Source organism: Chryseobacterium sp. UYP7, from assembly GCF_056279225.1.
This window is the reverse complement of the sequence record NZ_JBWBQW010000001.1, coordinates 639,628-657,788: the sequence shown is the minus strand read 5'-3', so window position 1 is coordinate 657,788 and position 18,161 is coordinate 639,628. Positions and strand designations below refer to the sequence as shown.

The window sequence follows — 18,161 nt, the reverse complement described above, 5'->3', positions numbered from 1 at the left end:
AAATATTTTCTGATTTTAGTTAAACTTTAGTCCAGACAGGATTTCTATTTGTGCCTAGATTAGTAATTATTCTGTCTTTTTTAGACATGGCATAAACAATATTCCTTAACTTATTTCTCTTCTGCTCAAACGACAATATGCTTGGTAACAAGTCTAATATTAATTTATCCATTTCTTCCTTTGAAGCTGTTTTATATTTATCCAGATACTCAATGATCATCTTTTTATAATGATCATCTTTCAAGCCCCTCATTTTTATATATTCATCTTTCTGTTCTGTCATATTTGCTATTTCAGAAGAGATATGAAAATTAGGCTTTCTTCCTTCTATTAATTTTTTTCTTTTTAGAATTTTTAATTCTTCATTATCTAAAACTTTATGCTTTGAAACTTTGTCTAAACAAATAATTTCTTCCAAAGTTAGATTAGGCATTTGTGCTAATTTCCGGGCAAAATCAATGTCTACAACTTTCCCTATAATTGTGACTTGAACCCGATTATTAGAGAGATCGTATTCTGGAAGCGGAAAAAACTTTTTACTTTGAATATTGAACATTCTTTTAATTCCACTACCAATTGTATCAATCATATTAAGATTTTTCATAGCCTCCGCAAGAAAACGATTGCGGTATTTTTCTTCAGGAATTTCTTTTGTAACAACATATTTTATGCTTTCAGGTATAAAACTTCCTGAATTGGAAAAACTCAAAATACCATCTTCATTCTCAACCACTATTATTTTTCCACCTAAAGTGTAATCCTGATGAGCAATCGCATTATTTAGTGCTTCACGAATTATATAAGGATCAAATTGATCTACTTCTTCGGGAAATAAGGTATCTGTGATGTACCGGTATTTCAAATTTCTTATTTTAGATCTTACTTCATCTACTGCAAGAATTAATGGGCAGGAAAAATGCTCGTAATCCTTTTCTATATTTTCTTTGTCTTTTAGAATCCAAGTTATCTTTGCAACAGCAGGTGTTAAAAAATATTCAGATTCAGGTTTTCCTAAAAGAATTATGGTGGCATTAGTAATTTGACCTTTAACTGTTATTTTTGCCTTATTCAGAAAAACTTTATCTGACCAGCCAATTATTTCTTCTGTGAGTTTAGGATTCTTTTTTGTGAATTCTTCTCTTGCTTTCTGTATTGCAGTTTCTGAAAGATCAGATATGTCTGCCTCTGTAATTATCTGTGCGCTCCAGTCAGTATTTGTTATCTGCTCTTCTATTCTTCGGCGTTCAGTGTCATTAAGTGCTCCTAAACTTTCGCCATCACGTCCATATTTATGCCCTTTCCAAGACATTGGAATACCTAGTGGTGTTGCGGGGATTTCTAACATTAATACATCTCCTTCTTCTCTCTTTATTCTATGTACTTCGATGAAAGAACTCTTTGGAGAAGTGTGGTTTGCAATCTCCAGTTTATATTCATTAATCTGTCTCTCCGAAATTTTAGTTCCTGAAATAGATTTGTCATTTTGTACACCAAAAATCATCCAGGCATTTTTTAATCCTTTAAGATTTGCTTCATTGCTTAAAGCAGAAAAATATTGCCCTAATTTATCCTTATCAAATTGATTTTCTGCTTTTTTAAATTCTACTATCTCATTTTCTTCAGGCATAGACAGTAAAGTATTTAAAATATTGTTTATGTTCATTTTACTGTTTTTTATCGTGTTTTCCTATCCTTCGCAAACAGCATGTCTTTTTTCTTCATTTGGACGTATAATTTAAATTTGTGAAAATTTAATAATCGATTAATAATTGTCATAAAAATTCTTATCTACTATTTCTCCACCCATTTTTGCTTCATAAACTAATTTGGTGCTTTGAGAAAGTTCATATTCTTTTTTACCTTTAAATTTTGCAAATGCTTTTATAAAATCTTTTTCAGGAATAAGTTTAAATACAGCCTGTTCAAAATCATCATACAAATATACTGTCCTGTTCATTTTTAAGTTATCGTATAAGAATTCAATATTGCTCATCTAACAAATTTACAACGCTTCGTTTTTATTTTAACAATTTATTTTTAATTTCAGCAAATAAGTCGTCTAACGAAGTTGGATGATTCCAAATTATATTTTGTACAGTAATTTTAAAATCATTGTCTTTGAATTCCACGCCTACACCATCGATAACTCCCTCTAAAAGAGTTTTTTTAAAGTCTTTTGACTTTTGAAAACCTTTTTCTAAATAGGTTCCAATATTTTTCACAACTTTAGTTTTTTTAGAAATAAAATCCACTCCTTCATCAGCATTTAAAATGCGTTGCCAATCTAATGGTCGTTCCAAAACACACAGTGCATAATTGTCTTTAAATGTTGTTGCACCAACTGCTTGATTATAGGACATTTTAACTTTTTTTGATTCTGTGTTTTCTGCTATGGATTTTAATTCTACATAATAAAAGAGCTCATCATTTATTATTTTAAAATCTGCGGGATTTTCCATCTTCTGAACTACAAATGGCAAATTTTGCTTTTCAAAATATTCCTTAAATAATAGTTCAAAAGCATTACCTATACTTTTCTTAAAAATAAAATCGCTTTTCTCTTCTTTTTTTTCTGCAATAAAATTCCTTACATCTTCTATTTTAACATCTTCAAGCTCTTCACTTAAAAGTATTAACTCATCAACTTCTTGATATGTATATTTTTCAAAAATTAATGCGAAATTGTTCAATTCTTCTATGGTTTTATTTTCTATAATCCTGCTTAATGCAACTATTTTATCTCCATCTGATTTTAGAATAGAAAACATAGCTTCTTTAACATCGCCTTCTTCAAATTTAAGTAATAAAACATGTGGTTTAAAATTCTTGAACCAATTAAAATGTTTTTCACAAATCTGTTTAGTAGTTGAATCTTTAGATACCCATTCAAGCAATTCTAACACATTATTTTTTTCTGCATTATTGGAGCTTCCCCAACCGTAGTATGTTTCTTCCGCCTTTTTATCCAAATCATTGCATATTTCTGATAGGTTTTTAGATTTGCCCATGTCGAATTCAAAGGAAGGCAGAAGTAAATAATTTTTCAATTCCAGATTAGACAACATTTTATCATGTAGGTCTATGATTTCAGCGGGAACTGGTTCACCTTTACTACCGATATTATAAATTGTAGAATAGTTAGAAAATTCTTCATGAAAATTCGGAAATACTTTCGCTTTTAACAAAATTTCGGCAAATGTTGAACTATCGCTTATAAATGACAATAAATCTTTTAACCACAATATTGAATCTTTTTTTGTTTTATCAATACAAAGTGAAAGTGCTTCTATAGTTTCTAATTCCTTTATTTCTTCTAGTATTAATTTAATTGCTTTCTTTGTAACAAGACTAAAATCAAAATTATCTTCTTCTCTTTTTATAATATTGAATTCATACTGAAATTTGAAAAGATCGCAATACGCTCTAAAAACTTTACTTTTAAAACTAATTTTATCGTCAAATTGAAGACGCAAAAATTGGTAAATTAAATTTCTCTCATCGTGATCTATTCCAAAATCATCTTCTTTAATTAAATCATCTATTTCTCGTAAAACATCTTTAGTTGTTTTTTTCTCATGTCCAACGCAAATTTTTACATCTTCATGGATTAAAAAATTTCGATATTGTTGTTGATCCAATTCTATTATTTGTAAAAACGCTTCTTGAATGTTAGCATTAATAGAAAGTTCTCTAAGAATAAGTAATTCCCCATAGGAATTAGGAATAATTTTCTCGGATTGGATAACATTCGCCATTCCATTTTTATGAAGAAATGAGAATAGTGCATTGAATTTATTTGTAAAATCTTTTGTTTCCGATGTTTCCGTGATTTTACTGAAGTCTGTTTCTTGAATTTGTATTAAAAGTTCTTCAACTGAGACTTTGAAATTAGTATCCCAATTACTATAATCACTTTTTACTGCTTTTAACCAGTATTTATATTCGTCAACATTTACTAATTCTGATTTAGAGTAAAAATGGCTGCAAATTTCATAAAATTCTTCCTGCTTGTAATTCTCTACAGGCTCTATAAATGGAATTTTAACATCTAATAAATTTTGAAAATTTCCATCAGCAGTTTTTGCCGTTAAATTTTCCAAAATAAATTTTTGGTAAGGCAATCTTACAAGTTCTTCAAACCATTCTTTTACATCATCTTTTAAGACAGTAGGGATTTTTGAGTTGGCAAACAAATAATTATTAGCATTATCTCCCAGTTCTTCTACAAAAGATTGTGCAAGTACATATGCATTGGCTAATATTTCTCGATTAGATATTACTTGAATATTCTCCTCGTTGACAAGATATAATCCGCTTCTAGTCTCATCAGGATAAAATTTATTGCTATTTATTACGAATGGACTATGAAATTTTTCTGAACCAATTAAAGGAAAATCTCGGTAGAGTTTCGGGGTATCATCATTCCACTTTATAGGTGTTAAATCAGTTGCAGAATTTACGCGTAAAGCAATTTGTAAATCATCGTTGCTTTTAATCCAAAAATAATCAGATTTTACATCACTAATTATTTCATAAACATCAGTATTTTCGTGAAACTTTTTTTCAAAGTTGTACACTTTACCTTTTATTTTATCTTCAACTATTAAATTTTTTATTTTTTCAACAAAGATTTGGGTTAGTGGTAGTGTATTCACCATATCATCAATCCCATCTTTTGCATATTTTAAACTTTTCTCATTCAGCGGGAATTCAAATACAGTTTCAAAATCTGTTTCAGCTTTATTAAAATCTATTATTTTTTTAAAATTAGAATTAATATCTGCATTAGAAACTTCAGAAATTAAATCTTGCATTTTTTTGGATAAATCTGTGCTGTTTGTTGAATCTCTATCTATTTCAATATTAAATAGATAAGAATTCAACCCTGCTTCGTGCAGAACTCCTTTTAGTTTTAATTTTTTCGACAACAAGTGAGTTACCATAAAACCCGTTCCAAATTTTCCTACAAAATCATCCTCATCTTCTTCTACTTTAGAAGAAACTTGCTGTATTAAATTAATAAGATTTTTAAGAGAAAAGGGGTTACCATTATGGCAGATTTTAATTGATTCTTTAGTTAAAATTAATTTTATAGAAACTCCACCCCATTTATTAGGTACATCTCTCGCATTCTGCATCAATTCCCAAAGCCATCTCCGTGAAGAAATTTCTGGATTTTCTTCAACCTTTACAATTCCTTGAAGAATTTTATCTGAGGCTAATTTTATAAGTGCTTCTCCACTTGTACGTAAGGTTAATTCTTTATAGTCCATATTATTTATATCTTTTTTCTCACTTTCTTCTCCTTCGCCCAAAGCGTGTCTTTCTTCGTCATTTCATCATACATTTTAAAGAGGTATTCTAACCGTTCTGCATCACTTGTAAAAGGTTGAATTCTATAAATTCTTTCTATGGCCTGGTCTAATTCCTGATGCGCTTTTAGCAGATCTTTGGGCATTGTTTCTGGGTTGTAAAGCCACGCCATTGTTTTTTGGGGAAATTTTGCACGCTCATCTAAAACCGCAAAAACATATTGGTTGATGATTTCTTTTTGTTTAATAGAAATTTCTGGAAACGGAAAAGTATTGTAACAAAGTGTTTTAGAATATTGAATGTCTGTTTTCATTTTCCCACCAATATTTTTAATCCAAATCATATGCATTTTCGAAGAGACAATACCTAAAACAAAAGGTTCATTTGTTGCTATTGTAAAAAATGAATCAGTAACTTTAAAAATTGAACCGTCCAATAAAGCAATGGGTAAATATTCCCTATTTTCAGAGGAAACTCGTGGAATAATTAAAACATTAGCATTTTCAGGTTGTGTTATTTGAGCAAAAAGATGAGAATTTTGTGCGAGTTGAGGACGTGATGATTTCAATCTAATTTCTCGAACTTCATTAATAACTTTTGAAATTTCTGGTAAATTTTTTATTTCTTCGTTCGTAATATCTTCTAACCATAAACACCATCTATCTCTTCCGTTCAAATATTCACGAGCAGAAACCAATTTTTTAAACCATTTTTCAGATGCAGGTTCTTTTGAAATAAATTCATCTTTATCTGCCGTATTAAATAAAAATTTTCCGCCATCCGCAGGCATATTTCCATGATTTATTTTGGGTAGTTTCGAGATTGAAACGCTTTTTTGCTCAATAAATATATTAGTTTTTGTTGGTATTAGATACGCATTAATATTTTCAACTTCTTTTCTAGTAACGCCATCAAAAAGGGTCGCCATATTTGAATTACTATTTTCTAAACCAATAATTATAACAGTAACTCCAGCATTTCCTCTTGCATTATTAGTCCATTTGAAAGAAGAATATGCATATTTAATTTTCACGTTTAAATCAAAAATATGCGGCCACAATAAGGAAACTTGTTCGCCTTGGCAAATGGAATTTGTAGAAACCAAACCAGATTTTATATTAAATCCTTTTAAATATTGTGCGCTTTTTAAAATCCAAATAGAAATATAATCGAGGTCTTTATATTTTTTGAATTTTTTAAACACGAGTTCTAATTCTTTCTTTTGTTCTTCTTTTTGTTTACGTGAACCTAGATATGGCGGATTTCCAATGATATAAATCTCATCATTCTCATCTTTTGGGCAGGCTTTTTCCCAATTCATTGTCGCTGCATTTCCCAAAGAGATCTGTCCACTTTCTTTTAAAGGTAAAATAGGCTTCGTCTGTCCAAAACCTTCCAACTGTTCCTCAAAAACTTTGTTCATCTGGTGTTCTGCTAACCAAAGAGAAAGAATGGCCATTTCGTGCGCAAAATCTTTGATCTCAATACCATAAAACTGGGAAAGTACAATTCTTGGGAAATGTATTTTCGCCTGTTTTCCTGCAAAATTTATTTTCTGTTGCGTAGCAGGAACACTTACTATTTCTCCTCTGCCACTAAAATTGAGTTTGCTTTGTGCATTGATTGTTAATTCTGCAGGTTCATTATCTAAATCTATGAGTTGCTGAATGATTTTAATTTCCAGCAAGCGCAATTCTTTGTAGGTAATGATCAGAAAATTTCCGCTACCACAGGCAGGATCAAAAAATTTAATAGTTGATAAACGTGCTAATAATTTTTCCAGTTTTTTAGGTTGATCTCTGTTGTTTTCAAATTCGTCATACAATTCATCTAAAAATAAAGGCTTTATTAATTTCAAAATATTCGGAACTGAAGTATAGTGCATTCCCAAACTTGTGCGTTCATCCGGATCTGCAACCGCCTGAATCATAGATCCGAAAATATCAGGATTAATTTCGTCCCAATTCAGATTTCCACAATCAATTAAAATATCCCGGGATTTCTTTGAAAATTTTGGAATTTTAATTTCATCTTTAAAAAGTCCACCATTCACATAAGGAAAAGATTTCACACTATTAGGAAAATCCGTTTTTCTACTGTTCAGTTTTGCAAAGAGATCTTTAAAGAAAACATCCAGATCTTTACCGTCTTCATTAGTATTATTTCCAATAGCATCTGTAAACAAACCTTGTTTTTCAAAAATGCCGGTATCTTCCGCAAAAAAGCAAAACAATAATCTTGATAATAAAATATTTAAACTGTGACTATCGCCTTTATACAGATCTGGATTGTCCTGAATTATGATATCATAGAAACGGGCCAAAGCATAAGATGCTTCCCGATCAACTTTGTTATCATTACTTGATTTATAAATTTCTGCACCCGTAAGCGGAATGAAAAAATCTTTAAAATTGGGCAGTTCTGCAATTGGAAAATCTTTACTTGCTTTGGTTTTTAAATCTTTTGCTACAATACTTTTGAAATCAGTAAGCAAAATAAAACGTGGCTTTTGTTTTAGAATTCTTTCATCTTTTGCCAAATCTTCACTATCAATAAGCATTTGACCAGTTTCACCAACTTTAAAAAAGATTTTTCCTTTGTAAAGAAATTCTCCCGCAATTTTAGATTGGTTGTAGTCGCCACTTTTAAATCTGGAAACCGACGCTTTCGGAAAACCAAAAGCCAAAAGAAAATCAAAAATGAAATCTTCGGGGTTTATATTTTGCGAAAGTTGTAGTAGATTTTGTTCTATTTCTTTTGGTGTCATCGGTTGGTTTCTATTGAAAAAAGTTTTTTTGGTCTGCTATTTTATTTAAAATCTTCAATAATTTTTTAAATTCCTTACTGTAAGATTCGGAAGATTCTACAACGATTTCTCCTTTTGCTTTTATCACTTTTGGATAGTCGTTACTACCAAACAAAATTTTGCTCGTTTTTCGGTTGTTGTATTTTATTTCCAGTTCCCATTGGGTTCCGTCACAGATTTCGTTATTATAATATTTTCTATTCCACTTCGGAAGATGAATTTCATTTAGAACAGAAATTAATTCTTGTTTTAGTTCCATAGAAAGTTCGTCATCTAGATTGGGCAGCATATTTAAAAAATCTTCTTTAGATTTCTTAATTTCAAAACAATTATCTTGAATTCTTATCTCATTGTAACCATCAAAGTAACCTCCAATATTAAATTGAAAAAATTCCAGAGATTTTATTTGAACTGCCATAATTTCAAAGATAACTATTTTGCATAAAAATTTAGAAACATATTAGAAGAAAAGTAATGGCATAAAAAAGTCCAATATTTCTATTGGACTTCAAAATAAATTAAACAATCTATTTTTTTGGTGTAGGAGGAGAAGTTTTTCCTGGAGCGGTAGAATTATTTCCTCTATTTCCGCCTGAAGGATTTCCTGTTTTACTTGGTCCATTTGCTGGAGTGTTTCCTTTTGCCATTTTAATTAATTTTTGTTTTGCTTACTACTTTTAACGTCTTTGTTGGGCTAGTTTTGACATGATTGATAATACGAAAGATATGCCAAATTTTAACATTTTATTAACGTTTTAGATATAATTTTAAAATTTATATATCATTGATATTCAAACTAAAAAAAAGAATCTAGAATCAACGAATTCGTAATTCAAAAATTTCCGGTTCGCTTTTTTAAAAATCGAAGTTTGCATTCTACGCATTCCCATTGGGGACTTTCTACAGTTATGCAGCATCCTCCTAAAACCAATTTCTTTTCGTCAGAAAGTTGCATTGCAAATTCAGTTGGTTCACCGTAAAGAATTTCCACAACCTTTCCTTTACAATTACCACATCTTACAGGTTTTCTATGCACATCTTTTATTTTAGAATCGTCCATTTATCTATTTTTATAATAATCTTAATTGCAATTAAATTTAAAATTCATTCCGTAAAAATAATGATAATCGGGGATAAGCAAAATATGAAAATTTTAACAAAACAAAAATTATCTCGGATATTTTCTTCTTACTAATTAGTTTAAGTTTATTTTTTTTCAGCAATAATTTATTATAAAAAGCGGCGAAAATTTTATTCAGATCTTACTTTAAAACAGAGCGATTTCAAAATAAAAAACGAGTTCCGAAGTTTTTTTATCCTTTTCGCAGAAAAGGCAAGAAAGTCCTTTGATAGTATAAAATGTAAATTTTGTATGCACAAAGACACATCTTGCTAGTACCTTTTTCAGAGTAATGAAATTTTATTTAGACTACCACATTTTAGACCAGTTAGAACAGCATATTTTAGTCTACGTCCGGTCGCCGGATATTTGGAGTTGTAAAGGCGGAATTGTTTTCATTAGGAAGAGATAATGCAATCATGTTTATGTTTTTTTCAAGAACAGATCGCCAATCCAAAATAGGTCTTCCAATTGCATTTTTCCAATCCGCTTTTTCCCATTGATGAAATTTATGAATCAATAGATCGTCTAATTTTACTGAATAATCTTTTAAGGTTTTGGCAAAATCCATAAACTGAATTAGAGTTGGGTATTTGGAAAACGAATTAGTTGCAATAATTTTTGGCTCTGAAATCCATTTTAAATGTTCAACAGGAATTTCTTTAACTTCAATTATTGTAGGTTTTTCATTAGGAAATTCATTTCCACTTAATATAAAACGATTTGGAAAACCAGGATTTCTTTGATAATCTAAAAGCCCTAAAAGTTTTAGTTTATTTTTCGCCGTAATTACCGTCTGTCTGGAAAGTCCAAGTTCTCTCGCCATTTCGTAATCAGACAAAACAGTTTCTTTTTGAGGATCTTCGCATTTGTAAAGAATAAATGTAAAAACGGTTATCGTAGTTGCACCAATTTTATTATTTGAATTTAATTCAAAAATCTTTTCAAATAAGTCTGCTTCAAAAATTTTGGAATCTTTCATCTTTTAAATGCAGATTTATAATGAATTTCAACTTCATTTGATGGATTTTCGTGAATCATCCAGTCATTTAAATCTTTAAAACTAGAATATAAAACCCTACAATCTTCTGCCTTTTTACTTTCACTTTTAATCATTTCAACAGCACGATTTCCAGCCTCGTCATTATCAAAATAAAGTTCAACATTTTGATAATTGCCCAAGTCATTTTTAATATTTTTTACCATCGAAACCGAATTCAAAATAATGTAATCCGAAGATTGTTTCTCCAAATATTTTTCTACATTTTTAAAGGAAATAAAGTCAAAAAATCCTTCGAAAATTCTTAAATCTTTGGAATCGTTTTTTATTGTTGTCACATCTTTTTTACCCAGACAAATTTTAGAATAAGCGTTTCTCATTTCATAACCTCCGGAATCATTTTTAAAACCAATTCCGAAATAGTTTTTATCATTCATTTGATAATGGATCTCTTTCAAAAATTCGGTTTGATTTTCTACTTTTCGGCTTTTTAAATATTCCAAAAGTGCTTGGTGCTGAATTTCTTTTACTGCCGCTATTTCGTAAGATTTGGAAATATTTGCCAGTTTCATTTTAGGGAGATTTCTTTGATTTTGAAAAGAAGAAAAATTTTGATTTCCTGCCCAAACTAAAACTTCAGATATTGAGGCGTTTAAATATTTCTTCATAAAATCGATATTATTTCCGCCAATTCCTTCTGAAAATAAATACCAAATATTGAGGCTTTTGTTTAGTTTAAAAGAGGCGTGGTTTTCTGATCCAAACGGATTCAGAAACCATGCTTCTTTTTCCATTTGTTTTGTGGGAATGTGTCCGAGATTTTGAAGGACTTCTTCCAATGAGATTTTATTAAATTGACTGCAATTCATTGTTGTGAGTTTTCTGGGTTTTGTGAGAGAGATTTTTTGTTGAATTGTTGAGGAAACCTTGTAACTTATTGATTGTATATTATTTAATTCCTCAACAAACTCTCAACAATTCAACAAACTGGAGTTTTTTCGCTCAACAAGCGCTCAACAAAAATGAGCGTATAAAAGTTTGTTGAGGATTTTGTTGAGAGTTAAGTATTTGATTTTCTTTTCATTATCAATCAATTCAACAATTCAACATATTTGTTAAGTATAAAATCCTTTTTTATGGTAAAATAGCGACCAACTGAATTATTTTGATAAAATGTTCCTGCAAAGTCGATGTCGTATCTGAAGTAAGTCAAACCATTATTTTGTGGATTTAATTTCCAGGTTTCTTTCAGCAAATTTCGAATGTCATTTCTCGTCCAATAAGTTGGTCGAAACATTTTATTCATCATATTGAGAAGATCTTGCGGAACAATATTAATTTCTTCGTCTTCATTGCTTTCAAAGAACTCGTAGAGTAATTCGATGATTTTTGATTCGAGCTTATTGTTATTTTTAAAAACTAATCTTTGCAGTGCTTTTGTTCTTATTTCATCAGCAGAAAACCACATTCTCGTTTTCTTATGGGTTGAAAATGGCCGCTCGATTAAAAACTGCAAGAAATTGGGTATTTCAGAAATTAGATTATTTAGAAATTCGGTGTTTTCGGTTTTGATGGGATTAATTTTTAAAATCCAGAATCGGATCTCATTTTCATCTATTTGAATGAAATTTTCTTCGTTATTGGAACACAAAATAAATTTGGCGAAAAAATCAATCTCTTCTCGGTCTTTTCCCTTTGCTTCCAATTTATCTTTGTTGGTTGTAGAGAGATATTTCAAACGTTCAGTAATTTCTTTTTTATCAAAGAAAACTTCATCGATTGCTACAACCAACATTGCTGCCCAATCGCTATTAAACTGGCTCCCGAATGAATCACCTTTGATGTAAGTCATGTTCAACCCAAAGATCTCTTTTAGCCATTTAATGAACGTTGTTTTGCCGGTTGCTCGTTCTTTAGATACCAAGCATAAGATCGGTAGAATTTGTGTCGGATACTGCAGCAGAATTTTCAAATAATCCAAACCCATTTCCAGTTGTTCTCCGAAAATGTGTTCTACAAAATTCAAGGAGAAAGGGATAGCATTTTTTAAATTATCATCTTCCGTAGAAGGCGAAAATGGAATTTCATTGTAAATATTATAGAAACCCTGTACGATTTGCTTGTACTCTAAATGTTCAGGAATACAACAAAAACCATCAAATTTCGGAATTCTTGAAACGTAGGTTTTTCCGTGATCGCTAATTATAGTTTCTCGATTCCACCGAACTAATATTGAAATTTTATCGCCTGAAATTAGTGGTTTTTCAATTGTTTTATAGTAGGTGGTTCCCACTCTTAAGTAGGGGATTTTTTGACTCATTTTAATGAATTATATGTTATACGGGATTTGTTAAAAAGATTTTGATGTAACTAAAAAGGATTAGTTGCGTTTATCTTTTCCGTATTTAAGCAATTCTTTTTTTGAGTAAAAGAACCTTCCATTAAAATTGTAATGAGGTAAATCTTTATGCTTTCTCCAGTCTATGATTGTGGGCATAGAAATATGTAGAAATTGTGCTGCTTCGCTTTGAGATATAAGATCTTCGGGATTTTCTGCAGTAGATTCGATTGGTAATCTAAAATCTTTGGCTTTGTTGAGAATAATTTCCACCGCCTTTTCCAAATCACTTTTGGAATGTGAATAAAGTTGTACTGACATATTATTGTATTTTAAATTAGTTTAAATTCAAATGCAATAATATTGTATTAATCGCTGATAATCAAATAGTTAAACTACCACCCAGAATAGCCCAAATTAGCCCAGAATAGACTTTTTAGGTTCTTTTTGAACCCAGAATAACCCAGATTAGCCCAAGTTAACATTTAAGAAAATTGTAAAATTTAACTGAATTTAACTAAATGCATATTTTTTTTAATAAAGTTTAACATAGTTAATTGAAATCTAAACGAAAATATTTTGCCTTCTATTAAATCAAAATAAGATGTTAGAAAAATTATCCCCATGCTTTATCCATCTGTTCATCTGTAAATGCTTCTGTGACTTTCATATATTTATCCAAAACAGCATCTTTTTTAATATTGGCAATTTTCTTGATCGCTTTGGGCTCCATTCCCAGAAGAAGGGAATTGGTTATGAAGGTTTTTCTTGCAGTATGGCTTGTTATGAATTTATACTTTGGCTGTGTTAAAGATTTTTTCTGATTTCCAACAAACCAATGGCTTGTAAATGGCTGATTGATTTTCGCTAATTCGCAGCAGTCCTTGATGTACTCGTTAAATTTCTGCGATGAAATTACTGGTAAAGGCTCATAAATTGTGCCTTTGTATTTATTCAAAATCTCTTTTGCGTACTTAATTAATTTTATAGCATGGTTTTGAGTTTTTGTTTTCTGAATAGAGATTACAATGTGGTCATCAGAAATATTTGCCAAATGAAGTTTTGATAAATCTGAAAAACGCAATCCCGTAAAGCAACCCATACAGTAAAAATCTCTGACTTGAGATAATTTATCGCTCTTCAAATCTTTATTATAAAGCGTCATTAATTCTTCGAACGATAAATAAATGATATCTATATCATGATCCGTAGCCTTAAATTTTTCGAAATCTCTCTTCGTGTTATATCCTTTTTCTGTTGCCCAGTTAAGGAAGGATTTTAGAACTTTAATTATTTTGCAAAAATAATTCTGTTTAATTTCTTTAGTTTGATAGGAGTAATCTCTCAACATGTCAAAATAATCTTCATCGATAATATTGAAAGATGTTACAAATCCTTTTTCTTCAGCAAAGTTCTCTAGAAAATTTCTCACTGTAACCTGACCCTTGATAGTGTTGTAAGTTTTAACCGGTTTCCCTTTCTCAATATAATCGTCAAAAGATTTAAAGAAATCTAATTCAGGAGAAACAGTCACTTCACCTTTTGAATCAAATTTATCAATAAAAGAATCTTTAGTCAGTTCTAATTTATTTGCTCTAAAAAATAAAGAAATGTCTTGAATTTTAGATTCTATTTTCTGCAACCCTTCATTGATTTCATCATGACCATAATTGTGTTCTTTTTTAGAATTCGCTTTTACACGGTTGTTTTGCCAATCTGCAGGCTTACAATTGAAACCAGTATTTCTTTTAATTACGGCACTATCTATTCTAAATAATAGTCTTATTGGCATTAAACCATCTTGTGTCACTTTGTCTTTCCTTAACTGAAAATTATATTTGATCATAGTATTAAAATAATTTAAATGAATGAAAGGGGGAACAAAAGGGGGACTAATTTTAAATTTAAACTTATTAAGATTGATGTTATTAATAAATCAAAATCCCTTTGCTCATCAAATTTATTGAATATAAACGGATTAAAAAGAGTGTAATAATAAATAAATTTAACAGTACCTCCGTCCGAGGTACTTTAAACGCTGTTAATCATTTGATTAGCAGCGTTTTTGTTTTAAGATCAGTAGATGTTTTTAAATTTCGGATTTCTCTTTAATCTCCACGGATATTTTTAATTACTTTTTGAAGTAACATCTACTTTAGCACAAACAACACAGCCGTTTGTACGTTTGAGAAATGTTCCGTGCACCATTCAGATACGATCATTTTTCTTTTCAAAAATTAATGGTTTTGTTTTATAATTGATTTCCCGTAAATTTTTACCAGTTTCAACTCTACAATATTGAATGCAATTTCATTATCAGAATGAATGATAAAACCTTGTCTGAGTTGTTTTTGCAGCCAACCAAAGTGAAGAATATCAGAAAAAAGGCTTATTTCATTTTGCAGAAATTTATATTCGTTGCTGTAATCTCAAAAATAATTATCTTTAAGACAATCAGACCATTTAAATATCAAGATCGTCCTTGTGCCTTAATATTTTTTCTCGGTGGTACTTTTTTTGTAGCTTTAGGAAACTAAATAAAATATCATGGAAGATAACAACTTAAAAACGCTTTCTCAGGTTCTGAACATTTTAATTAAGCGTGGGATCACCAAAGAGATCTGTATGAATGACCAACATCAAATGATTTTGGGAAAAGATGAAAAAACGTATCAGCCGGAAGATCTTTGTATTGTAAAATCCTATCGTTTTGAGGGAGACAGTAATCCCGATGATAACGCAGTCCTTTATCTGCTCGAAGACAAAGAAGGTCAGCTTTCAACAATATTAGATTCTTACGGTGCAGACAGTAATCACAGTGGCGAAGAATTTGATAATTTCCTGCGCAAGGTTCCCATACAGGAGAATCCAGAATATGATTTCGACTAATATAAGATCCGTCTCGCTTTAATTACGAGGCGGATTTCTTTTTAAAGATATTTTTGAGAACGCCTTTTTTCTTTGTTTCCTGAACTTTTTCTTTTACGGCTTCTACCTTTTTCTTTACTTCGACTTTGGTTTCCTGCAAGTCTTTTTTATTTTCCTGTAATGCAGTTTTTGTATTGTCTACCGTTTTTTTAATGGCTTCTTCTGTCTTTGGTGCAATTCCGAGGAGGGTTTTCTTCAAGCCCTGTTCAATACCCTTCCACAATAAATTGAAAAAAGATTTTGTTTTGTCTCGTTCTACCTCTTTAACCTCAACAGATTCAGGATAATTCCCCGAATTGGTTTTAACGAAAATGTTAGCAACTGCAGAAAGTACGGTATTTTTATTCCCAGATTCTGTTAGCAGTGAGATCTTTAGATTTTCGTGTTTCATATTTAAAGTTCCGCCCAGTCCGTTATAATTTCCTTTAAAATTGAAAATAAGATCCGATATTAAACCTGTTGCACGCACTTTTAAGTAAGGTTCTGTGAATGCATTAATTCTGGCAGCAGGCAGATCTGCAACATTTCCCGAAATATAAAATGCATCACTCGTATTTAAAGTATCGAAACCCCATTTAATATTCATGGGCGATGCATTCATAAAAAGACATTTTATAGCAATGGCAATCTGGGTAGATTTGCCTTTCATCTTCCCGGAGTTCAGGTTTTTAACGTTTAGATTAAAATTATTGAAAGTCAGTTTTCCCGGTCCATCGCTTTTTTTGGTATCTTCTTCATAAACCAAAAGAGAATTTTTAATATCTAAATTGTTGATGAACATTGGAAATTTAATACCTCGTAATAATTTAGAATACATTGGTTTTTCGGTCAGATCATCGTTTGGTATTTTACTTCGGAAGATATTCGCGTTAACATGATCTAAAGTCACCTTTGAAGCTTCCAAAAATTGATTGGCAGAGAAGAAATCCCAGTTTCCTTCCATCGTGATCTGATTGACTTTAATATCATACAAATCTTTTTCTGTGGGAATCATCCGTATAAACTGCGCTCGCGAAACCGTTGGAATCATGGCGAAGTTAGAAACCTGCACCGTATTTTTATTTAATTTCAGCAGAGAAGCTGACATATTATAGAATTTTGTTTTATATTTAAAATTACGACTTGATAAACTATAGAAACCAATTTTGAAAGGAACCGCTTCTTTAACAGTCTTTTCATTCATTTCGATATTTTGAATGGTCGCATTTAAATTCTCAAAAGCCAGCGGTTTGCTTCCCTTATCGTAAACCAGATTTGAATTTTTTAGACTTATATTTTTAATGATCAAAGGGAAAGCGATTCCCTCAAAAGCCGGTTTTTTTGTTTTCTTAGGATGATTAGATCCAACGATTTTACCGTTTAAGCCATTCACCAGAACATTGTCGATATTTAATTTTAATTTATTTTTTAAAAACTTCCAGTCATTAATTTTGAGGTTTAAATTTTGTACAGACAGATCGAGCAACGTTTTGTCGGAAGTAGAAACAGTTGGCTTCATTGAAATATTCTTAAAATCTGCCATTTTTGGATCCAGCGCGATCGTCGAAATATTTACATTTTGGGTATTGGAAACATAGTTGATCTTCTGCCCGTTTATTTTGAAATCGTTGTACTGAAAAGGTATATTCCCCTTTGCTGTTTCTTCATTCATTACAAACACCTTAATGTTCATGGTCAGATTTCCGGCAGAAAATAACGGCGAACCATTAGCCTGAACAATGTTGATCTTTGCATTGTCAAACAAAACATCTTTTAACTGAACATCGTATTTAAAACTTTTTTCCTTTTCTGCTGGTTTCACATTGGTCGTAAACATTTTGAGTTCTGGATTTTCAAAACGAACTTTAGTGAGCGTGACTTTATTATCCTTCAGCACAATATCTTTAAACTCCAGATCAGATGATTTAAAGTCGAAAAGGTTTCTTTTTTTCGGGTAATATTTTGTGAAATTCTGGTAAGAAAGCAGTGGAATCACCGCAAGATCTTTAACGCTAACCTGACCTTCTTTTGTTGTGATATATTTTGCAGTAAAAGCATAAATATTATCGGTGCGAAAATAAAGATTTTTCCCGTTGATCTGATAGTCGTCAAACGTAAAAGGTAATTTTCCCGAGGAAGCTTGTTCTGTCAACTGCAGATTATCTACCACAAGATTAAGGTCACTAACCGACAGCATTTTCTGTTTTGTTGCTTTGAAAACTTGAATATTTCCCTCCGTAATTTTGATGTTTTTCAGAATAATATCAGTTTGCTTCTTACCTTTTTTATCATTGTTTTTTGGAAGAATAATATTTAAATGAGGTTTGTTTAAAACCAGATCCGAGGTTTTAATTCTCTTTTTGAAGATGGCATCGTAGATCCCAAGCCTAGAAATAGAAATCGTATCAATCGTTCCCTGAAAACCGATAATTTCCTGATTCTGAGGATCCTTACTGTTGACAGTAACTCCAGTTGAAAAGATATTTCCGGTGCCCAGATCAACGTCGAGCGTATTATAGGTAACAATGTAATCAGAATTATTCTTGATGTAACTATCCAGATTATTCTTAAGCCAAAAATTAATCCCAAAATTAACCACGAGAAATAGCAGGAAAACGATTCCTGCAATAATTGAAAAAATTCGGATATGTTTTTTTTTCATAAAATGCACTATAAG

Annotated in this window: 13 protein-coding genes; 1 reads left to right on the top strand and 12 read right to left on the bottom strand. The window is 30.7% G+C overall.

Features of this window, described 5'->3' with window-relative positions; all coding sequences use genetic code 11:
• Positions 1-19: 19 nt before the first annotated feature.
• The 11 genes from ACZ9HT_RS03085 to ACZ9HT_RS03035 form a co-directional block, all read right to left on the bottom strand.
• Entirely contained in the window at positions 20-1,663 is a 1,644-nt protein-coding gene (locus ACZ9HT_RS03085) for an RNA-binding domain-containing protein (protein ID WP_476038973.1), read from the bottom strand.
• Positions 1,664-1,762: 99 nt separating this feature from the next.
• Entirely contained in the window at positions 1,763-1,957 is a 195-nt protein-coding gene (locus ACZ9HT_RS03080; RefSeq protein ID WP_476038972.1) for a hypothetical protein, read from the bottom strand.
• Between the two features lie 61 nt (positions 1,958-2,018).
• Entirely contained in the window at positions 2,019-5,315 is a 3,297-nt protein-coding gene (locus ACZ9HT_RS03075) for a sacsin N-terminal ATP-binding-like domain-containing protein (protein ID WP_476038971.1), read from the bottom strand.
• Entirely contained in the window at positions 5,279-8,080 is a 2,802-nt protein-coding gene (locus ACZ9HT_RS03070) for a class I SAM-dependent DNA methyltransferase (RefSeq protein WP_476038969.1), read from the bottom strand. The genes ACZ9HT_RS03075 and ACZ9HT_RS03070 overlap by 37 nt, the downstream gene beginning before the upstream one ends.
• Before the next feature lie 10 nt (positions 8,081-8,090).
• Positions 8,091-8,537 carry a hypothetical protein gene (locus ACZ9HT_RS03065; protein ID WP_476038968.1) on the bottom strand — a complete coding sequence of 149 codons (447 nt, stop codon included), beginning with the start codon at positions 8,535-8,537 and terminating at the stop codon, positions 8,091-8,093.
• 414 nt (positions 8,538-8,951) lie between these two features.
• Entirely contained in the window at positions 8,952-9,179 is a 228-nt protein-coding gene (locus ACZ9HT_RS03060) for a hypothetical protein (protein ID WP_476038966.1), read from the bottom strand.
• 403 nt (positions 9,180-9,582) lie between these two features.
• Positions 9,583-10,221: a hypothetical protein gene (locus ACZ9HT_RS03055; RefSeq protein WP_476038965.1), complete on the bottom strand. Its 639-nt coding sequence runs from the start codon at positions 10,219-10,221 to the stop codon at positions 9,583-9,585.
• Complete coding sequence (locus ACZ9HT_RS03050) at positions 10,218-11,108, bottom strand: toprim domain-containing protein (protein ID WP_476038963.1); 891 nt, start codon at positions 11,106-11,108, stop codon at positions 10,218-10,220. The genes ACZ9HT_RS03055 and ACZ9HT_RS03050 overlap by 4 nt, the downstream gene beginning before the upstream one ends.
• 221 nt (positions 11,109-11,329) lie before the next feature.
• Positions 11,330-12,559, bottom strand: a complete 1,230-nt coding sequence (locus ACZ9HT_RS03045; RefSeq protein WP_476038961.1) for a primase-helicase family protein — start codon at positions 12,557-12,559, stop codon at positions 11,330-11,332.
• A gap of 60 nt (positions 12,560-12,619) precedes the next feature.
• Positions 12,620-12,898, bottom strand: coding sequence for a helix-turn-helix domain-containing protein (locus tag ACZ9HT_RS03040; RefSeq protein WP_476038960.1), 279 nt, complete (start codon positions 12,896-12,898; stop codon positions 12,620-12,622).
• Between the two features lie 295 nt (positions 12,899-13,193).
• Complete coding sequence (locus tag ACZ9HT_RS03035; RefSeq protein ID WP_476038959.1) at positions 13,194-14,423, bottom strand: tyrosine-type recombinase/integrase; 1,230 nt, start codon at positions 14,421-14,423, stop codon at positions 13,194-13,196.
• 701 nt (positions 14,424-15,124) lie between these two features.
• On the opposite strand from ACZ9HT_RS03035, the gene ACZ9HT_RS03030 reads away from it, so the two are divergent.
• Positions 15,125-15,466 carry a hypothetical protein gene (locus ACZ9HT_RS03030; protein WP_476038958.1) on the top strand — a complete coding sequence of 114 codons (342 nt, stop codon included), beginning with the start codon at positions 15,125-15,127 and terminating at the stop codon, positions 15,464-15,466.
• 22 nt (positions 15,467-15,488) lie between these two features.
• On the opposite strand, the gene ACZ9HT_RS03025 is transcribed toward ACZ9HT_RS03030, so the two are convergent.
• Positions 15,489-18,146 (bottom strand): AsmA family protein, encoded by a 2,658-nt coding sequence (locus ACZ9HT_RS03025; protein ID WP_476038957.1) that lies wholly within the window; start codon positions 18,144-18,146, stop codon positions 15,489-15,491.
• Between the last annotated feature and the right edge of the window lie 15 nt (positions 18,147-18,161).

Bases quoted from the DNA above. Each gene is read 5' to 3' on its own strand.
- ACZ9HT_RS03085 (WP_476038973.1), bottom strand. From the start codon at position 1,663: ATGAACATAAACAATATTTTAAATACTTTACTGTCTATGCCTGAAGAA.
- ACZ9HT_RS03080 (WP_476038972.1), bottom strand. From the start codon at position 1,957: ATGAACAGGACAGTATATTTGTATGATGATTTTGAACAGGCTGTATTT.
- ACZ9HT_RS03070 (WP_476038969.1), bottom strand. From the start codon at position 8,080: ATGACACCAAAAGAAATAGAACAAAATCTACTACAACTTTCGCAAAAT.
- ACZ9HT_RS03065 (WP_476038968.1), bottom strand. From the start codon at position 8,537: ATGGCAGTTCAAATAAAATCTCTGGAATTTTTTCAATTTAATATTGGA.
- ACZ9HT_RS03060 (WP_476038966.1), bottom strand. From the start codon at position 9,179: ATGGACGATTCTAAAATAAAAGATGTGCATAGAAAACCTGTAAGATGT.
- ACZ9HT_RS03055 (WP_476038965.1), bottom strand. From the start codon at position 10,221: ATGAAAGATTCCAAAATTTTTGAAGCAGACTTATTTGAAAAGATTTTT.
- ACZ9HT_RS03050 (WP_476038963.1), bottom strand. From the start codon at position 11,108: ATGAATTGCAGTCAATTTAATAAAATCTCATTGGAAGAAGTCCTTCAA.
- ACZ9HT_RS03045 (WP_476038961.1), bottom strand. From the start codon at position 12,559: ATGAGTCAAAAAATCCCCTACTTAAGAGTGGGAACCACCTACTATAAA.
- ACZ9HT_RS03040 (WP_476038960.1), bottom strand. From the start codon at position 12,898: ATGTCAGTACAACTTTATTCACATTCCAAAAGTGATTTGGAAAAGGCG.
- ACZ9HT_RS03035 (WP_476038959.1), bottom strand. From the start codon at position 14,423: ATGATCAAATATAATTTTCAGTTAAGGAAAGACAAAGTGACACAAGAT.
- ACZ9HT_RS03030 (WP_476038958.1), top strand. From the start codon at position 15,125: ATGGAAGATAACAACTTAAAAACGCTTTCTCAGGTTCTGAACATTTTA.
- ACZ9HT_RS03025 (WP_476038957.1), bottom strand. From the start codon at position 18,146: ATGAAAAAAAAACATATCCGAATTTTTTCAATTATTGCAGGAATCGTT.